At 68.6% G+C, this 16,361-nt stretch carries 13 protein-coding genes; 11 read left to right on the forward strand and 2 right to left on the reverse strand.

Features of this window, described 5'->3' with window-relative positions; translation table 11 throughout:
- Positions 1–132 precede the first annotated feature (132 nt).
- The 10 genes from QQS41_RS02810 (at position 133) to QQS41_RS02855 (ending at position 13,069) form a co-directional block, all read left to right on the forward strand.
- Positions 133–1,569: an amino acid permease gene (locus QQS41_RS02810; protein WP_448851169.1), complete on the forward strand. Its 1,437-nt coding sequence runs from the start codon at positions 133–135 to the stop codon at positions 1,567–1,569.
- Entirely contained in the window at positions 1,566–2,993 is a 1,428-nt protein-coding gene (eutB, locus tag QQS41_RS02815; protein ID WP_448851170.1) for an ethanolamine ammonia-lyase subunit EutB, read from the forward strand. Before QQS41_RS02810 ends, eutB begins: the two co-directional genes overlap by 4 nt.
- Complete coding sequence (gene eutC / locus QQS41_RS02820; RefSeq protein ID WP_448851171.1) at positions 2,990–3,754, forward strand: ethanolamine ammonia-lyase subunit EutC; 765 nt, start codon at positions 2,990–2,992, stop codon at positions 3,752–3,754. Before eutB ends, eutC begins: the two co-directional genes overlap by 4 nt.
- Before the next feature lie 110 nt (positions 3,755–3,864).
- Entirely contained in the window at positions 3,865–4,338 is a 474-nt protein-coding gene (locus QQS41_RS02825) for a very short patch repair endonuclease (RefSeq protein WP_448851172.1), read from the forward strand.
- A 159-nt stretch (positions 4,339–4,497) separates the two neighbouring features.
- Positions 4,498–7,200: a Z1 domain-containing protein gene (locus QQS41_RS02830; RefSeq protein ID WP_448851173.1), complete on the forward strand. Its 2,703-nt coding sequence runs from the start codon at positions 4,498–4,500 to the stop codon at positions 7,198–7,200.
- Positions 7,197–8,192 (forward strand): PD-(D/E)XK motif protein, encoded by a 996-nt coding sequence (locus tag QQS41_RS02835; RefSeq protein WP_448851174.1) that lies wholly within the window; start codon positions 7,197–7,199, stop codon positions 8,190–8,192. Before QQS41_RS02830 ends, QQS41_RS02835 begins: the two co-directional genes overlap by 4 nt.
- Positions 8,189–10,066 carry a hypothetical protein gene (locus tag QQS41_RS02840; RefSeq protein WP_448851175.1) on the forward strand — a complete coding sequence of 626 codons (1,878 nt, stop codon included), beginning with the start codon at positions 8,189–8,191 and terminating at the stop codon, positions 10,064–10,066. Before QQS41_RS02835 ends, QQS41_RS02840 begins: the two co-directional genes overlap by 4 nt.
- The gene (locus tag QQS41_RS02845) at positions 10,063–10,971 is read left to right on the forward strand and encodes a hypothetical protein (protein WP_448851176.1); all 909 of its coding nucleotides are present in this window, start codon (positions 10,063–10,065) and stop codon (positions 10,969–10,971) included. Before QQS41_RS02840 ends, QQS41_RS02845 begins: the two co-directional genes overlap by 4 nt.
- The gene (locus tag QQS41_RS02850; protein ID WP_448851177.1) at positions 10,968–11,960 is read left to right on the forward strand and encodes a DUF6339 family protein; all 993 of its coding nucleotides are present in this window, start codon (positions 10,968–10,970) and stop codon (positions 11,958–11,960) included. Before QQS41_RS02845 ends, QQS41_RS02850 begins: the two co-directional genes overlap by 4 nt.
- The gene (locus QQS41_RS02855; RefSeq protein ID WP_448851178.1) at positions 11,960–13,069 is read left to right on the forward strand and encodes a DNA cytosine methyltransferase; all 1,110 of its coding nucleotides are present in this window, start codon (positions 11,960–11,962) and stop codon (positions 13,067–13,069) included. Before QQS41_RS02850 ends, QQS41_RS02855 begins: the two co-directional genes overlap by 1 nt.
- A gap of 3 nt (positions 13,070–13,072) precedes the next feature.
- Here QQS41_RS02855 and QQS41_RS02860 read toward each other — a convergent pair whose 3' ends face one another.
- Entirely contained in the window at positions 13,073–14,350 is a 1,278-nt protein-coding gene (locus QQS41_RS02860; RefSeq protein WP_448851951.1) for an MFS transporter, read from the reverse strand.
- 198 nt (positions 14,351–14,548) lie between these two features.
- Between QQS41_RS02860 and QQS41_RS02865 the strand changes: the two genes are divergently transcribed.
- A complete protein-coding gene (locus QQS41_RS02865; RefSeq protein ID WP_448851179.1) occupies positions 14,549–15,181 on the forward strand; it encodes a hypothetical protein in 633 nt (210 codons plus the stop codon).
- Positions 15,182–15,338: 157 nt separating this feature from the next.
- Here the strand turns inward: QQS41_RS02865 and QQS41_RS02870 are convergent, their stop codons facing one another.
- Positions 15,339–16,268 (reverse strand): hypothetical protein, encoded by a 930-nt coding sequence (locus QQS41_RS02870; RefSeq protein ID WP_448851180.1) that lies wholly within the window; start codon positions 16,266–16,268, stop codon positions 15,339–15,341.
- Between the last annotated feature and the right edge of the window lie 93 nt (positions 16,269–16,361).

Raw genomic sequence — 16,361 nt, forward strand, 5'->3', positions numbered from 1 at the left:
TCCGGAAAGGAATCGGACCCGGACGGACGGGAAACACGGACGACACGAACGGCCCGCCACCGCGCCGGCCCGCCACGGAAGGTGAACGAAGAGTTAACAGGGCGATGACACGGGCTCCGTAGCTTCGCCGCCATGACGATTCTCTCCCTCGGGCGCGCCCGGCCGCGCCCCGCCACCGCGACCACCGCCACCACGACCCCGGCCGCCGCCGGCACGGCCGCCGGACCCGACGCCCACTCTGACGGCAACCCCGGCCTGAACCGCAGCCTCGGCTGGTTCACGCTGGCGGCGCTCGGCGTCTCCTTCGTCATCTCCGGCGACTTCGCGGGCCGGCAGTTCGGCCTGGCGGCCGGCGGCTTCGGCGGCCTGTTCGTCGCCCTGTTCATCGTCGCGGCCCTGTACCTGGGGCTGTGCCTGGTCCTCGCGGAGCTGTCCTCGGCCCTGCCCAGCGCCGGCGGCGGCTACCTGTTCGCCGCCACGGCGATGGGCCCCGTGGCGGGCTTCGCGACGGCCGCCGCGATCCTCCTGGAGTACGTCCTCGCCCCGGCGGCGATCGCGACGTTCATCGGCGGGTACGCGGAGTCCCTGGGCATCCCGGGCGTCTCCGCGGGCTGGCCGCTGTACCTCGCGTGCTACGCCGTGGTCATCGCGATCCACCTGGCGGGCGCCGGCGAGGCGATGAAGGTGATGATGGCGATCACCGCCGTCGCCGTCGTCGCGCTGGGCGTCTACTGCATCGCCATGGCCCCGCACGTGGACCTCGGCTCGGTGGCGGAGACCGCCGCGGGCGTGCCGCAGGGCGTCACCGCGGTGAACGTGCGGGCCGCGGTGCCGTTCGCCATCTGGTTCTTCCTCGCCGTCGAGGGCGTGCACATGGCCGCGGAGGAGGCGCACGCCCCGCACCGCACGATGCCGCGCGCCATCCTCGGCGCGATGGCGTTCCTGCTCGTCGCCGCCGTCGCGATGATGGTGTTCGGCCCGGCCGCCGGCGGCGTCGCCGTCTTCGCGGAGTCCGACAACCCGCTGGTCGACGGCCTGCGCGCGGTCGGCGCGAACGGCGCCGTCGTCGCCGCGGTGAACTGGGCGGCGCTGGCGGGCCTCGTCGCCAGCTTCTTCTCCATCATCTACGGCTACTCCCGCATGACGTGGTCGGTGGCCAACGCGGGCCTGCTGCCGGGCTTTCTCACCGGCGTGAACCACCGCGGCGTGCCGGCGGCGGCGCTCATCGTGCCGGGCATCATCGGCTTCGCCCTCACCCTGTTCGTCGACGGCGACGTGCTGATGTCCGCGGCTGTGTTCGGCGCCGTCGTCAGCTACGTCCTCATCTGCGTCGCGCACCTGGTGCCGGCGACCCGCCGCCCGGACATCGACCGGCCCTACCGCGCCCCGGGCGGGCGCGCGACCTCCGCGGCGACGCTGGTGCTGGCGCTCGGCGCGGCCGCCGCGACGTTCCTCAACGACCCGGTGCTCGGCGCGGTCCTCGTCGGCGTCCTCGTCGCCGCGACCGCCGCCTACGCCGCCGTCCGCCGCATCCGCCTGCGGGCACTGGAGAGGGAGGCGACGGCATGACGTACGCCGCGACCGTCGGCACGCGCACCTACCGCTTCACCGACCTGGCGGAGCTGCTGGCGAAGGCGAGCCCGCAGCGCTCCGGCGACGAGCTGGCCGGCTGCGCCGCCGAATCCGCCGCCGAACGCGTCGCCGCCCAGATGGCGCTGGCCGACGTGCCCCTGACCGAGTTCCGCGACCGCCCCGTCATCGACCCCGACGCGGACTGCGTCTCCCGCGTCATCGCGGAGACCCACGACGACGCCGCCTTCGCCGCCGTCTCCCACCTCACCGTCGGGGGTTTCCGCGAGTGGCTGCTCGACGCCGCCTACTCCCCGGACGCCGCGGACGTCCTCGCCGCCGTCGCCCCGGGCGTGATGCCGGAGATGGCGGCGGCCGTCTCCAAGCTGATGGGCAACGAGGAGCTGGTGCACGTGGCGTCGGCGGTGGACGTCGTCACGCGATTCCGCACCACCGTGGGCGGGCGCGGCCGCCTGGCCACGCGCCTGCAGCCCAACCACCCGACGGACGACCCGCTGGGCGTCGCCGCGTCCATCCTCGACGGGCTGCTGCTCGGCGCGGGCGACGCCGTCATCGGCATCAACCCCGCCTCCGACTCCCCCGCGGCGACGCGCCGCCTGCTGGAGCTGGTCGACGAGGTGCGGCTGGCCCACGGCATCCCCACCCAGTCGTGCGTGCTGTCGCACATCACGACGACGCTGAAGCTCATCGAGGACGGCGCGCCCGTCGACCTGCCGTTCCAGTCCATCGGCGGCACGGAGGGGACGCTGCGCGGCTTCGGCGTGGAGCTCGCGATGCCCGACGACGCGCTCGCCGGCGCCCGCGAGCTGCGCCGCGGCACCGTCGGCGACCAGGTCATGTACTTCGAGACGGGCCAGGGCTCCAGCCTGTCGGCCGACGCGCACCGCACCGCCGACGGGCGGGTGCTGGACCAGCAGACGCTGGAGGCCCGCGCCTACGGGCTGGCCCGCGCGTACGACCCGTTCCTGGTCAACACGGTCGTGGGGTTCATCGGCCCGGAGTACCTCCACGACGGCCGGCAGATCATCCGGGCGGGGCTGGAGGACAACTTCTGCGGGAAGCTGCTGGGCATCCAGATGGGCGTCGACGTCTGCTACACCAACCACGCGGAGGCCGCCTCCGACGACATGGACGTGCTGCTGCATCTGCTGGCGTCGGCGGGCACGGGCTTCGTCATCACCGTGCCGGGCTCGGACGACGTGATGCTGGGCTACCAGTCGCCGGCTCACCACGACGTCGCGATGCTGCGGTCGACGACGGGCCTGCGCCCCGCCCCGGAGTTCGAGGAGTGGCTGGAGGCCGCCGGCATCACCCGCGGCGGGCGCCTGGATCCGGCGGCGACGCTGGAGCTCGCCGCCCCGGGGGCGCGTGCCCTCGGCGCCGGGGAGGTGAGGTCCGCATGAGCGGCACCGTGGTTCATCTGCCGGTCCCGCCGGCGCTGCGCGCCGCCACGCCCGCCCGGGTGGAGCTGGGCCGCGCGGGCGGTGCGCAGCCGACCGCGGCGCGGCTGGAGCTCGCCGCGGCGCACGCGCTCGCGCGGGACGCGGTGCACGCCGAGTCGCCGCGGTCGTTGGAGGGGCTTGACGACGCGCCGATCGTGCGGTCGCGCGCCGCGGATCGGCGCGAGTACCTGACCCGCCCGTACCTGGGCCGGCTGCCCGATCCGGGCGACCTGGCGGCGCTGGGCCGGGACCCGGCGGACGTCGGGGTGGTCGTCGCCGACGGCCTGTCGCCCGCTGCGCTGGCCGAGCACGGCCCCGGGCTGTGGCGCGCCCTGTCCCGAGCGCTGGCGGAGGCCGGCGACGGGAGCTGGTCGGTCGGGGCGCCGGTGCTGGCGCAGCAGGCGCGGGTGGCGCTGGCCGACCACGTCGCGGAGGCCCGCGGCTGGGAGACGGTCATCATGGTCATCGGCGAACGCCCCGGACTGTCGGTGCCGCACAGCCTGGGCCTGTACATCACCCACCGCCCGCACCCCGGCATCGGCGACGGGATGCGCAACTGCATCTCCAACGTCCACCCGCCGGACGGGCTGGGCTACCGGCGGGCGGCCGACATCGCCGTGGGGCTCATCACGGAGATGCGCCGGCTGGGCATGTCCGGCACCGCCGTGAAGGACATGATCGGCGGGGCGGACGAGGCGCCGATGCTGGAGGGGACGGAGTAGCCGGGGCGGGCCGGCCGCGGCGCTTTCCGCCGGTTCGGGCCGCGGGCGCCGTGCACGGGATGGGCCGTGCGCGGCGCCTCCGCGCTTTCCGGGCGCGGTACCCTGCGGACATGGCCGAGGAGGAGCAGTCCGAGACGGGGGACGACGCCGCCGGCGTGGCGGCCTCGCTCCACCGGTCGCCGAAGCCCCTCAACGCGACGGTCTCGCGGAACATGTCGAAGGTCCGCCGCCGCAACACGAAGCCGGAGCTCCTGGTCCGCCGCGAACTCCACCGCCGGGGCCTGCGATTCCGGGTGGATTACAGGGGCGTTCCCGGGCACCCGGATCTTGCGTTCACGCGGGCCCGCATCGCAGTGTTCATCGACGGCTGCTTCTGGCACCGCTGCCCCATCCACGGCACCCTGCCGAAGAACAACGCCGACTGGTGGCTGGCGAAGCTCAACCGGAACGTCGAACGGGACCGGGCGACGGACGGGAAGCTCGCGGACGCCGGTTGGCTGATCCTGCGCTACTGGGAGCACGACGACCCGATGGAGATCGCCGACGAGGTCGAGGCGACGTGGCGGGGCATCGTCGGCGGCTGAATACCACTCACCGGAGCGGAACTTCGTAACCACCTGCGTGATGTCCTCGCAGGATACGGTCGCCGACCCGCTCCCCGGCAGGGGTGAAGACGGGGGCCGGCCATGCGTTCGATAGCTGGATAACTTGGGTACGACGAACGTTCACGAGGAGAACCCAAGTTGACGCTGAACAGGTACGGGAAGAGTGCGGCCCGCCGATTCAGGAGCCATTTCCGGCGATATGGAGCTGAGTCGGCGCGCCGCCGGTTCAGTCATCTCTCGAAGTCGGACCTCGACGAACTTGAACGGAGGGAAACGGAGAAGGCGGACCGTACCCGCAACAGCGGGCCTCCGGCGATGCGAGCCGCCGGACTCGAAAGCTGGTACACGGGAACCTTCGACAGCGACGACAATTGGCCCTCCCTCGAGGACTACTACGACGACTCGGGGCGTCCCGAAAAACTCATAGCCTCCCTCGACGAATCGGCCAACAAGGTCGTGGCGCATACGCCGCGCACCAACGATTCCAGGTACGGGGGCCGGGGCCTCGTCGTCGGATACGTGCAATCCGGAAAGACGATGAACTTCACCGCCGTCGCGGCGAAGGCCGCGGACGTCGGCTACCGTCTCGTCATCGTCCTCTCCGGCATGCAGAATTCCCTGCGGAAGCAGACCCAGGCCCGACTCGACCGCGAACTCGTCGACCTCGACGGCGGTACCTTCGAGGGCCTCACGGACACCCGGTCGGATTTCCACGCTCCTGAACACGCCATCGATTTCGGAACCAGCGGCGAATCCGGATCCGGGGCCGCCACCTACCTTATCGTCGCGAAGAAGAACCAGGCCGTCCTGCGTCGGCTGATCGATTGGCTCGGTTCAACCGACGGCATCCGATCCACTCCGATCCTGGTGATCGACGACGAAGCCGATCAGGCATCGGTTCGCACGAAGTCCACGAAGGTCATCAACGAGCAGATTCGCTCCATCGTGAAGATGTCCGACAGGTGCACCTACATCGGCTACACCGCGACTCCCTTCGCCAACGTCTTCATCGACCCGGACGACGAAGACGATCTCTACCCGAGGGATTTCATCCTCAGCCTGCCGAAACCGGACGGCTACTTCGGGCCCGAGGCCCTCTTCGGCCGCTTCGACGGCCAACCCGATTCCATTGAAACGGAGCCGCTGGACGTGGTGCGATTCGTGGACGACGAGGATCTCCGGAACCTCGTCCCCTCCACCCGGGACGACATCCCGGATTTCAAACCGGTCGTCACCGGAGCGTTGCGCGACGCGGTCGACTGGTTTCTGCTGGCGACTGCCATCCGACGCGTCAGGGGCATCGACGGGCACAGCTCCATGCTGATCCACACCCACGTCAACACCGACGTGCACGAAAAGTTCCGGGCCCCCCTGAACGACTACCTGACCTCGCTCCTGGAGGACCTCGGTTCCCGTCATTCCCTGGTGAGGCAACGCCTCCGCCGGCTGCTGGGCGACGAGCAGGATCGCGTCACGATCGACGGGTTCTCCCCGGCCCCGGTTACGGAGGAGCAGATCTTCGCGGAGCTCCCCGCCGTCGTGAAACGAACGTCGGTCATCCTCGACAACTACAAGAGCAAGGACACGCTCGACTACGGGGACGGAGCCTCCCCCATCTACGCCATCGCAGTCGGCGGCAACACCCTTTCCCGCGGTCTGACCCTGGAAGGCCTCGTCAGCTCGGTCTTCGTCCGGACCGCCCACGCCTACGACACGCTGCTGCAGATGGGCCGGTGGTTCGGATTCCGGCCCGGCTACGCCGATCTGCCCCGCATCTGGACCACCGAAAAGCTCCACGAGCAGTTCGGCCACCTCGCATCGGTCGAACACGGCATGCGCCGGGACATCGAGCTCTACCAGGTGCTCAACGTGAATCCGAAGGACGCCGCCGTGCGCATCCGGACCCACCCTGCCCTCGCCATCACCGCGAAACTCGGATCGGCCAAGCGCTACTCGATGTCTCTCGTCGGGCGCACGATGACCACCCGGTACCTCCACCATGCGGATGAGAACATCCTCCGCGGGAACCTCCGGGCCGCCGACGACCTCTACGCGAAGCTCCTTGCCGCGGATGATGCCATCACCTACGAGACCATGAAGACCGGCTCACGCGTCTTCAACAACGTGCCCAAGCAGGTGGTTACTGATTTCCTCGGCGCCTATCGGCTTCACCCGAACTCCCAGAACCTGCAGGCCGACTCCCTGCGGGTGTTCATAGAACGGGCTTCGCAGCAGGTCCCGGAGTACCTGGACCACTGGACCGTCGCGTTCATCTCCGGTAGCGGAAGCCCGGTCCCCGAAGGTTCGTTGAAGGGATTCCGCACGTCGGTCCGTTCCGCGAGCGACAAGCAGGACGACCACGTCCGCATCCACACCCTGACCAACCCGACGGACTTCGGGGCCGGCCTCGGACTGACGCCCGCTCAGCTTGAGGAACGGGCGAGGAAAATGCTCAAAGACGCCAGCATCACACGTCGGAGAAACGCGTCGGATCCGACGATGCTCGCCGTGAGGGCCCACGATGAGCGTCGGCGGTCCCAGGGAGTGCTCCTCGTGTACCCGATTGATCCGGAGTCCCGACCGCGCCTCGAACCGGAATCGAAGACCCGACGAGGGATAGGCGAAACGGGCAACGCCCCGCGGAAGCCGATTGACGCGGCGGAGGGGATTCCGCCCATCGGCATCGGCATCGGGTTCCCCGATCCCTCCTTGTCCGGCGGTCCCGACGTTTCGGCGACTCTGACCGACGGCGAATACATGTCGGTCGAAATCGCCGGCGACGCGTTCGTGGCTGCCGAGTTGGACGAGATCGGCGCCGAGGATACGGAGGGAATCGAGTGAAGCTGCAGGACATCCGGGAAATCTGGTCCGAAATCGGCGTACCCGAGGAAGGCCGTGCCCTCTACAACTGGAGGACCGTGGCGACGACCACCGGCGGAGATGAAGTGCGGGTCGCCGTCGACGCCGACGAGGGCCGGCATCTCCTCGTCCCGAGTCCGGAACGCCTGAGCGAGAACAGGGATTCCGGCGCCAATCTCCAGCTGTACGGCGAGACGGTGCCATTGCCTGGCACCCATGGCGGTATTCGCTGCCTGAACATATTCTGCGCGAATTCCGAGTGCCATCATGTATTCGACAGCCTGATCGCCGAGCTCGTGACGGAGATCGGCACCTCCGACGACCCCATCGAAACCACTCACGCCATCATCCGGGCCTGGAAGAGGCTCTTCACCTCGGCCAGACCCCGCGGACTCGGGGAAAAGGAGCAGATCGGCATCTTCGCGGAGCTGAAGCTTCTCCAGGAGTTCATCATCGGAGAGGCGGCGACCGACTCGTCCATCTGGGCGGGGCCGGAAAAGGCCCCCCACGATTTCGAAACCGGCCTCCTGTCGTTGGAGGTCAAGGGCTACGGCGCCGATGATGACGGAATCACGTTCCACGGAATCGACCAACTCGCGAACCTGGACGACAAACCGCTTTACCTGCTGCTCCGCGAGGTCGAGCAGGTTGGGGAGGAAGAAGGCGAGACGCTCAACGAACTGGCCGACGACATCGAATCGCGGATACCCGACAGGACCCGGTTCCGGGGCCTGCTCAATTCCCTCGGCGTCCGTCATGACGACGCGAAGATCAACTCCAACCATCTGAGGATCAACGCCGACCACATGATCGAGGTCACGGAGCGTACACCGCGCCTGACCCGCGACATGCTCGAGGGCGGTTGGTTCCCCGAGCAGATCACCTCGCTCAAGTACGAAATGGACAGACGGAGCCTCCTCGAGGAGGACGGCTGGTCGTCCGTCCCCGAATGGATGAAGGAGATGACCGCATGACGGCCGCGGAATGGTGGGCCCAGCCCTACGCCCCGGAAGGGGGAATGGCCGGCACCGGCATCAAACAGCAGATCCAGTCTTCACAGATGGATCCCCACGAAGTCCTCGTGCGCGAAGCTGCCCAGAACAGCTGGGACGCCACAATCGATTCGTCTGCACCGGTCGCGTTCAACATCAGCTTCCGCAGGTTGGGACGGCATGCCGAGGCATGGGCGGAATTCGCCGGACTCGAGACGAGGCTCGGGGGCGCATGTCCGTCGGTCACGGAGCTGACTGAAGATGCGTGGATCCTCATCATCGGCGATCGCGGTACGTCGGGCCTCGGCGGCCCGCTTTTCGCCGATGATCCCGTCGAGCCTGGTGAACCGAATGATTTCGTTCAGTTCCTCCGCAACGTCGGGAACACCCGTGATACGGAGCTCGGAGGCGGAACCTACGGCTTCGGCAAGGGCATCTTCTACCAGATCAGCGACTGCGCCACGATCATCGTCGACACGAAGTGCAATGGCCATTCGCACCCACGCCGGCTCATGGGCGCCGCGTTGGGAGAGGAATACCCGGCAGAGGACGGTGTCAAGCGAACGGGCCGACACTGGTTGGGCGTCCGCGACGCCGCGAAGCACCGCGGAGTCCCCGCTCCGCTGTGCGACGACGCTGCCGAGACCGCATCCGAGGCCCTCGGACTGCCGGGATTCGCGTCCGACGAAACCGGGACGGATGTCGTCGTGCTGCTCCCCCGCGTACTCTCCCTCGCGGATCCGGAAAGCGGCGAGCCGAGCCCCGCCCCCGAACGTCCCGGATTGGACGACATCAGACGGACCGCTCAGCGGATGGCCGATGCCGTCCTGTGGCATCTCTGGCCGCACCTCGGTTCCTCGAAGCGCGCAGCGACGATGAAAGTGTCGATAGACGTCGAGGGCAAGAAGGTCAAGGTCGTCAGACCCGAACGGCATCGGGTCATCCAGCTGTTCGCGGACGCCCTCGACCTCATCGGGGATGAATCCGCGGGCTACGACGTGAAGCGGTCCCCTTCGGTGCCGGATCCCGGGACAGTCGGACGATTAATACCCATCGACTGCGATGCGAATGTGTGCCGCCGGATCCCGAAGAAGGAGTTCATTCCGGCTCAACTCACTTCTCCCATCCATCATGTGGCGCGGATGCGACAGGCCCGCCTGGTCGTCGATTACGTTCCGGGTCCCGAACCATCGGATCCCGATACCGGATATGCGGCGGTCTTTCTCGCATCCGAGAAGTACGACGAGGTGTTCGCCCATGCGGAACCTCCCACGCATGAGACGTGGAGCCTGCAGAAGGACGAACGCACGAAGCGCATGATCAAATACGTCAACATGCGAATCCATCAGCTACTCCGGGATCAGTATGCCCCCGCGAATAGCAGCCCTTCGTCGGATGCGGCCAATGCGGGATTCGTGGCCAAGGTACTCACCGGAATCGTTCCGACCAGATTCGGCTCCGGGGCATCCACGATCAGGAGCCGGGGCGGCGGTTCGTCGAGGGACGGCCGGAAAGCTCCCGTGGGCCGGCTGCTGGAGGATCCGCGTCTCGTCGCTGATGGCCCGCACGTCCATTACGAGGCGCCGGTCTCGATTCCGGACGGCGAGAATCGGGATTTCACTCTCAGGGCGATTCCCTCGGTGATCCTCGAAAACGGAAAGAAGGAAGGACAGCGCCCTGCGGGGGCTCCCGTGCCCGAGATCATCGGCTGGTCGCTGCCGTCCGGCGAGGAAATCACCGACGCGGATTCGATAGCCGGCGATTCCCTGCCCGACGACGTCGACCACGTGATCGTGAGGATCTCCCATCACGCGGACATGGTCATCGACATCGACATCAAGACGGAGCGTGAATGATGGGCGTTCTCCCGTACCTGTTTCCGCCGGACTCGGCCGTCGATGCCTCTCCCTGGCGGCTTCTGCACGGTGACGACTCGGCGGAGCTGTCCGGCTCCGTCGACGGCTGGGCCCCCGGCAATGACATCCGCCTCAGGCGAACCATCGATGTCGACGAGGCTGCGGTTCGCATGAGCAGTCGAACCGGGACCGAGTCGGAACTATTGCTCACGGTTTCCTGGTACAGCCTCACGTCCAAGGCCGGCGGGGTCCTCCTACGGTGCCCATGCACGGGCGCATCCCACGCAATCGATGTCACGCTCTCCGGTGACCGCATCGGCGGAATCGTCGTGCTGAAGACGACGCTGACGGTCAAGCCCTCCGGCGACATCGTCCCCGGCGCAGCGAACAGGACCGGCTCCACGCTATGGGCCGACGAACACCAGTTGAACCTCGATGCCGAGGGCGACGAGCTCCCCGTCTACGTACACAATTTCTCGGACTCTCCGCACTTCGATCCTTCGGCGTCCTGGCATGTCGAGTACATCCGCTCCGGCCTGGAAATGTCGTTCAATTCCTCGATCCTGGTGCACGTGAACCTTCAGGACGAAAAACTGGCGAAGGCGTGCAGCGCCGTGAAGCCCAACCGCGAGCAGACGCTCCTCATCGACGTTTTCCGACAGTCGATTACGCAAGAATTGCTCCTGCTCGCATTGGCCGAGGTCGCCACCGCAACCGATGCCGAGCAGCTACTCCCGTCGGACAAATGGGAGGAGGGGTCAGTGGGGTTCGCGTTCGCGTACCTCCTCGAAGAAGCCGGCCTCACCGGAGTGAACCTCACTGATAATCCGTTCGATCTTCCCGATGTCCTCGCGAGGACCCGAGGCGGCGCCCGCCGAACCGGTAAGGGGTATTCCTTCTCATGAACAGCACAAGCGACACCCTGCTCAACTGGCCGCGCCTTCCGCGGGCCGCCGCGGAGCGCGAACTCGCGGCGATCGGCGGCGCCACCGAATCACCGCCATCGACTGACGGGGATTTGTCCGGATTTCCCGAGCTCTTCTACACCCCGACGGGCTCCCGAGCGAGTAAGTCCGATCGTCTCAAGCTCCACGAGGAACTTGTCGACTGCGCCCGTCGAAACGGTTACGGCGACAGCAACGCCAAGCCCACGAAGGACGACAACCGTCGATTCGATTGTGAAGCAGGCAGAATTCTCGTTCGGCTGATGCCCATGACGTGGTCCGAGGCGGGACGCCAGGATGTCTGGACCGCGCTCTCCGTTGCGGTCCTCCCCGACATCACGTACCTGCGCTGGCCGTACATCACGGGCGCTCCTGCGGCACAGACTGCGAAAGGTGGTGCACAGAACAAGGAACGCTGGATCTGCACGGATCGCACACGGCATGCCTGGTGCCGGCTCTGGTGGCAGGAGACCCTGTGCGCCGAAAATCCGACCCTGCTCGATTTCTACGGCGAAGCGGAACTCAATCAGTTCTTCGAGCGCACGACCTTCATGAGGGTTCCGGAATTCCTCGTCTCGCTCATGTCGAATATCCGGGAGCACCTCCAGAAGAACCCGAGACTGGAGAAGACCCGGCGAGACTTCGTCCGCGACGTCTGCCGTCGAGTACGCAGGCTCCTCGGGTTCCTCGACGTCGCGGCGTTGGAGCGTCCCGAGTTGGACGCGCTGGTGGCATCCGTGGTCGACGAGTCGATCGTCAATCTCGGAGCCGTAGATGAAGTCGGAACGACGTCGCATGACGCGATCGACGTCGGAGCGCCGGTTGCCCGCATCATCGAAGACGAGGAACCGCATGTCCCGGGACGTTCCGTCACCGGCGGAGCCTCGGCGGCGCTCTTCGAGTTGACCCGGTCATCGGACGAGGGCGAGCGTCCCGATACCCTGTTCTGATGCACGACTCGGCGATCCGCACGGTGGACCTCTTCGCCGGCGCCGGCGGCCTCACCGAAGGGCTGCGGCAGGCGTCGGAGCGTTTCCGCTCCGTGCTCGCCGTCGAGCACGACAAGGACGCCGCGGAGACCTTCAGGGCGAACCACGGTGGCCCCGTGCACGACGGAGACATCGAAGCCTGGTCCCGCCCCGCGGATCTCCGTGCGGATGTCATCGTCGGCGGACCTCCCTGCCAGGGTTTTTCCCAGCTCGGCCGGCAGGCTGCGGACGACACGAGGAATTCCCTGTGGCGCCATTACGCGGCCACGGTGAGGGACACCGAAGCCGACTACTTCATCATGGAGAACGTCCCGCAGTTCATGTCGTCGCTCGAGGCGCCGCTGTTCTTCGGGGAATTCGAGGAGGGCGGCAGGCTCTCGGAGTACGACGTCGACGCCCGGATCCTCAATTCGCACGACTACGGGGCAGGTCAGGCCCGGAAGCGGTTCATCGCGCTGGGCTGGAGGAAGGGGCTCACCGCCCCGGGTTGGCCCGCGAAACTCCCGGAGGACCGGCGGCTGACGCTCCGCGACGTGCTGGCGACGGTCGAACCGCACGTCACCTCGACGCACCTCAGGGCCGAGCGTCCCGTCGAAACGCATGAGCTGCATTTCGCGCGCAACTACCAGGAGATCTCCCTGATGCGGTTCCGCGCCATTCCCGAGGGCGGCAACCGGTTCGATCTGCCGGAGGAGCTCCTCGCCCCCTGCTGGAGGAGGCACAGCAGCGGCTCGGGCGATGTGATGGGGAGGCTGACCTGGGATAAGCCCTCGGTCACGATCCGCACGGAGTTCTACAAGCCGGAGAAGGGCCGCTACATCCACCCGACGGAGCACCGGGCCATCACGCATCTCGAGGGCGCGCTCATCCAGGGATTCCCCCTCGACTACAAGTGGCACGGGTCGAAGACCTCCATCGGCCGCCAGATCGGCAACGCCGTGCCCGTGCCCCTCGGTAAGGCGCTCGGGGAATCGCTGCTGGCCGCCATCGACGGCATCGAGGCCGAGGATCCGGCCATCGCGCGGAAGGCGATCGGCGACGACGGCCAGGGAGCCCTCGTCTTCGACTGACCCCTACTTCGCCTTCCCCACCGGGTGGTCGTCGCTTTCGGCGGCGCGCTCCCCGGTGCGGAGCATGGGGTTGGTCTCGCGGCCGAACAGCCACGCCACGAGCGCCAGGCCGGTGATGACGCCGCAGGCGACGAAGCCGACCGTGAAGCCGGCGACGTCGACCAGCGCGCCGACCAGCAGCGGCCCGGAGATGGCGCCCAGGTCCTGGGCCATCTGGTAGCGGGCCAGCACGCGGCCGCCCTGCCGGTCGGGGCCGACGACGTCGGCGAGCACGGCCTGCTGCGACGGGTTGAGCAGGCCGGCGCCGACGCCGGCGGCGACGCAGGCGAGAATGAGCGACACGTTGCCGTGCATCAGGCCGAAGATGCCAGTGAACACGGCGTTGACGGCCAGGCCCGTGAGGATGAGCGGTTTGCGCCCGTACTTGTCGGACAGGGTGCCGGAGAACGTCAGCGCACTGACGTTGCCCAGGGCGAAGAACGTCAGCGCCAGGCCCGCGACGGCTGCGCCCTGGCTGAACGTCGCGGCGGCGAACAGGGGAACGATGGCGACGCGGACGCCGAAGTTCGACCAGCCGTTGGCGAAGGCGGAGCACAGCGCCGACCGGTAGGCGGAGTCGGACCACGCCTCGCGCAACGTCATCATCGGCTGCGCGGACTTCGGCACCTTCTGCCGCAGTGCCTCGGGGTTGAGCAGGACGGCAACGACGGCCGTCGCCAGGAACAGCGCGACGCCATAGATGAGGAACGGCACGCGCATGCCCCACGACGCCATCGCCGCGCCCGCCATGGGGCCGACGACGTTGCCGGTGAGGAACGCGCCGCCGTACAGGGAGGAGCACCGGCCGCGGATGGCCGGGGGCGAGATGCGGACGATGAGCGCCATCGCGCTGACGGTGAACATCGTGGAGCCGACGCCGCCGAGGGCGCGGAACGCCAGCAGCTGCCAGTAGTCCTGCGCGACCGCGACCAGCAGCGTCGACCCGGCGACGATGGACAGGCCGGTGAGATAGGTGCGGCGGTGGCCGATGCGGTCGACCAGCCGCCCGGAGGCCGGCGCGAAGCACAGCCGCATGATGGAGAAGGAGCTGACGACGAAGCTCGCCGCGAACACCGACACGTCGAAGCTGCGCGCGTACTGCGGCAGCACGGGGGCGATGAGCCCGAAGCCGAGGGCGATGATGAACGCCGCGGAGACGAGCACCCAGATCTCCCGCGGTACGGGGATGCGCGCGACGCGGTGCTCCTCCGCCGTCGTGGGGTTCCGGTGCAGGCCGGGGATTCGCGGCACCTGGGCTCCTCTCGTGCGGTCGGGTGGCCCGCGGGTCCGCGCGGGCATCCGCCCCACCCTAGCGTGACACGTAAACGACCCGCCCGCCGTGCGGGCTCCCGGCCGTCCGTTCCCAATATTCGCTCACGCGTTCGATTTTCGTGCTAGTGTTCGAACGTCCGTGTCGCCCCTCCCCCTACGGTCAGGTCCATGAACGACATCACGCAGCTCGCCCCGTCCCCGACCTCCGCGCCCGCGCTCGCCCATGCGGGTGGGGTGCTTGACGACGGCACCCGCGCCGCCACCTCCCCCGTTCCCGGCGGGGCGCCCACCCCGGCCGGCGACGGGCTGCCGTACGACGATCCGACGTTCCTGGCGGAGCTGTACCGCCGCGAGCTCGCCGACGACCTGGGCCTGGTGGCCACGTTCCTCCGCCACCCGGTGGCCGCCCGCCGCGGTGCGGGGCCGGAGCACTCCGTCGCGGTGCCCGGGCTTCCGGGCGTGACGGCCTCGTTCCGGGCCCGCCGCGCCCCGGTCCCGCCCGCGCTGGTGCGCCAGCTGGCGCTGCGCCACCCCGAGTACCGGCGGGCGGAGGGCCGGCGGGTGTACGCCTCCGAGGTGACGGTCCGCCTGTCGGCGCCGCCCGGCATGGAGCCGCAGGAGGCGGCCGCGGCGACCGTGGCCCGCGCGCTGGCGGAGGCGATGCATCCGCGCGGCTGCGCCGCAGACGTGCACGACGCGGGCGCCGACGGCCGCGGGGCCCGGCGCTTCCGCTGGATGCACGACCCGGCGGGCACGGTGCTGCCGACCCCGGCGGAGCTGTTCGCCGGCCGCGCCGCCTGACGCGCCGGCTCTCCGCTCGTCCTACCGGCGGCCCGGCCTCTCCGCCCATCTGCCCCGGCGGCCCGGCCCCGGACATGACGACGGCCGGCGGCAGACCCGTCTCCGGTCCGCCGCCGGCCCGGCGCACTCCCCGCTACTGCGCGGGGCGGTGCGCGGTCTACTTCACGCCGCCGCCGGAGCGGGAGGCGTCGTCACGCTCATCGCCGGCGCCGTCGGCGTCGTCACCGTCCTCGTCGTCGGCAGCGTCATCATCGTCGTCCGCGTCGTCATCGTCGAGGTCGTCATCGTCCTCGTCGTTGTCGTCGTAGTCGTCGTCATCGCCGAACTCGTCGTCATCGTCGTCGAAGTCGTCGTCCAGCAGATCGGAGTACAGGTGCTCCACCAGCGACCCGTCATCCACCGGGCCGAGGGACTCCTCCCACTCCTCCGCGTGCTCGACCGCCAGCGCCAGCACGTCCAGCAGGCGGTCGACGTCGGTGAAGCAGCCCAGCGACATGACCTCGTTGCGCAGCGACTGCACGTCCGCGTACAGGTCCGCGAACATCTTGCGGCGATCGTCGTCGGTGAGGATCGTCTCCGTGTCGGAGTCCCAGAACTCCGCGATGGCCTGGTCGACGACGTCGTCCAGGTTCGCGTCCTGAGCGATGAAGCGGACGTGCGCCTCCGGCACGTTGTCGTGCGCGGTGACCATGACCTGCAGCAGCGCCGCCTCGCCGACCTCCGCGGTCAGCAGCGTCGCCTCCTCCGGGTCCTGCTCGAACTCCAGCTCCTGCAGGCGATCGTCTTCGCCGTCCAGCAGGATGCGCAGGATCGCGACGACCCGGTCCGTGGCCACGTGGTGCGCCACGGCCTTCACCGCGTCCTCCACCGAGAACACGACGGAGACCAGCACCGCCTCGAAATCGTCGTCCTCGTCGTCGACGTCCGCCGCCGCCACGTACACCTCCGCGGCCGGCAGCTTCTCGTCGATGGTGACGAACTGCACCTCCAGGTCCTCGGTGATCGGGACGAACAGCGTGTCCTCGTTGACGCGGCTCTCGATGCCCTCGGCATCCAGTCCGGCCGCAATCTGCTCAAAGAAGCTCATCGGGTTCCTTCCCACGGGTCAGGCGATGGCCGCGGCACGTCGGTCGCCGCGAGGCCCGTCCGCCATCGTAGACGCAGATCACCCGGTCACGCC

The organism is Corynebacterium sp. 335C, assembly GCF_053525695.1.

Bases quoted from the DNA above. Each gene is read 5' to 3' on its own strand.
- QQS41_RS02810 (WP_448851169.1), top strand. From the start codon at position 133: ATGACGATTCTCTCCCTCGGGCGCGCCCGGCCGCGCCCCGCCACCGCG.
- eutB (WP_448851170.1), top strand. From the start codon at position 1,566: ATGACGTACGCCGCGACCGTCGGCACGCGCACCTACCGCTTCACCGAC.
- eutC (WP_448851171.1), top strand. From the start codon at position 2,990: ATGAGCGGCACCGTGGTTCATCTGCCGGTCCCGCCGGCGCTGCGCGCC.
- QQS41_RS02825 (WP_448851172.1), top strand. From the start codon at position 3,865: ATGGCCGAGGAGGAGCAGTCCGAGACGGGGGACGACGCCGCCGGCGTG.
- QQS41_RS02840 (WP_448851175.1), top strand. From the start codon at position 8,189: ATGACGGCCGCGGAATGGTGGGCCCAGCCCTACGCCCCGGAAGGGGGA.
- QQS41_RS02845 (WP_448851176.1), top strand. From the start codon at position 10,063: ATGATGGGCGTTCTCCCGTACCTGTTTCCGCCGGACTCGGCCGTCGAT.
- QQS41_RS02850 (WP_448851177.1), top strand. From the start codon at position 10,968: ATGAACAGCACAAGCGACACCCTGCTCAACTGGCCGCGCCTTCCGCGG.
- QQS41_RS02855 (WP_448851178.1), top strand. From the start codon at position 11,960: ATGCACGACTCGGCGATCCGCACGGTGGACCTCTTCGCCGGCGCCGGC.
- QQS41_RS02865 (WP_448851179.1), top strand. From the start codon at position 14,549: ATGAACGACATCACGCAGCTCGCCCCGTCCCCGACCTCCGCGCCCGCG.
- QQS41_RS02870 (WP_448851180.1), bottom strand. From the start codon at position 16,268: ATGAGCTTCTTTGAGCAGATTGCGGCCGGACTGGATGCCGAGGGCATC.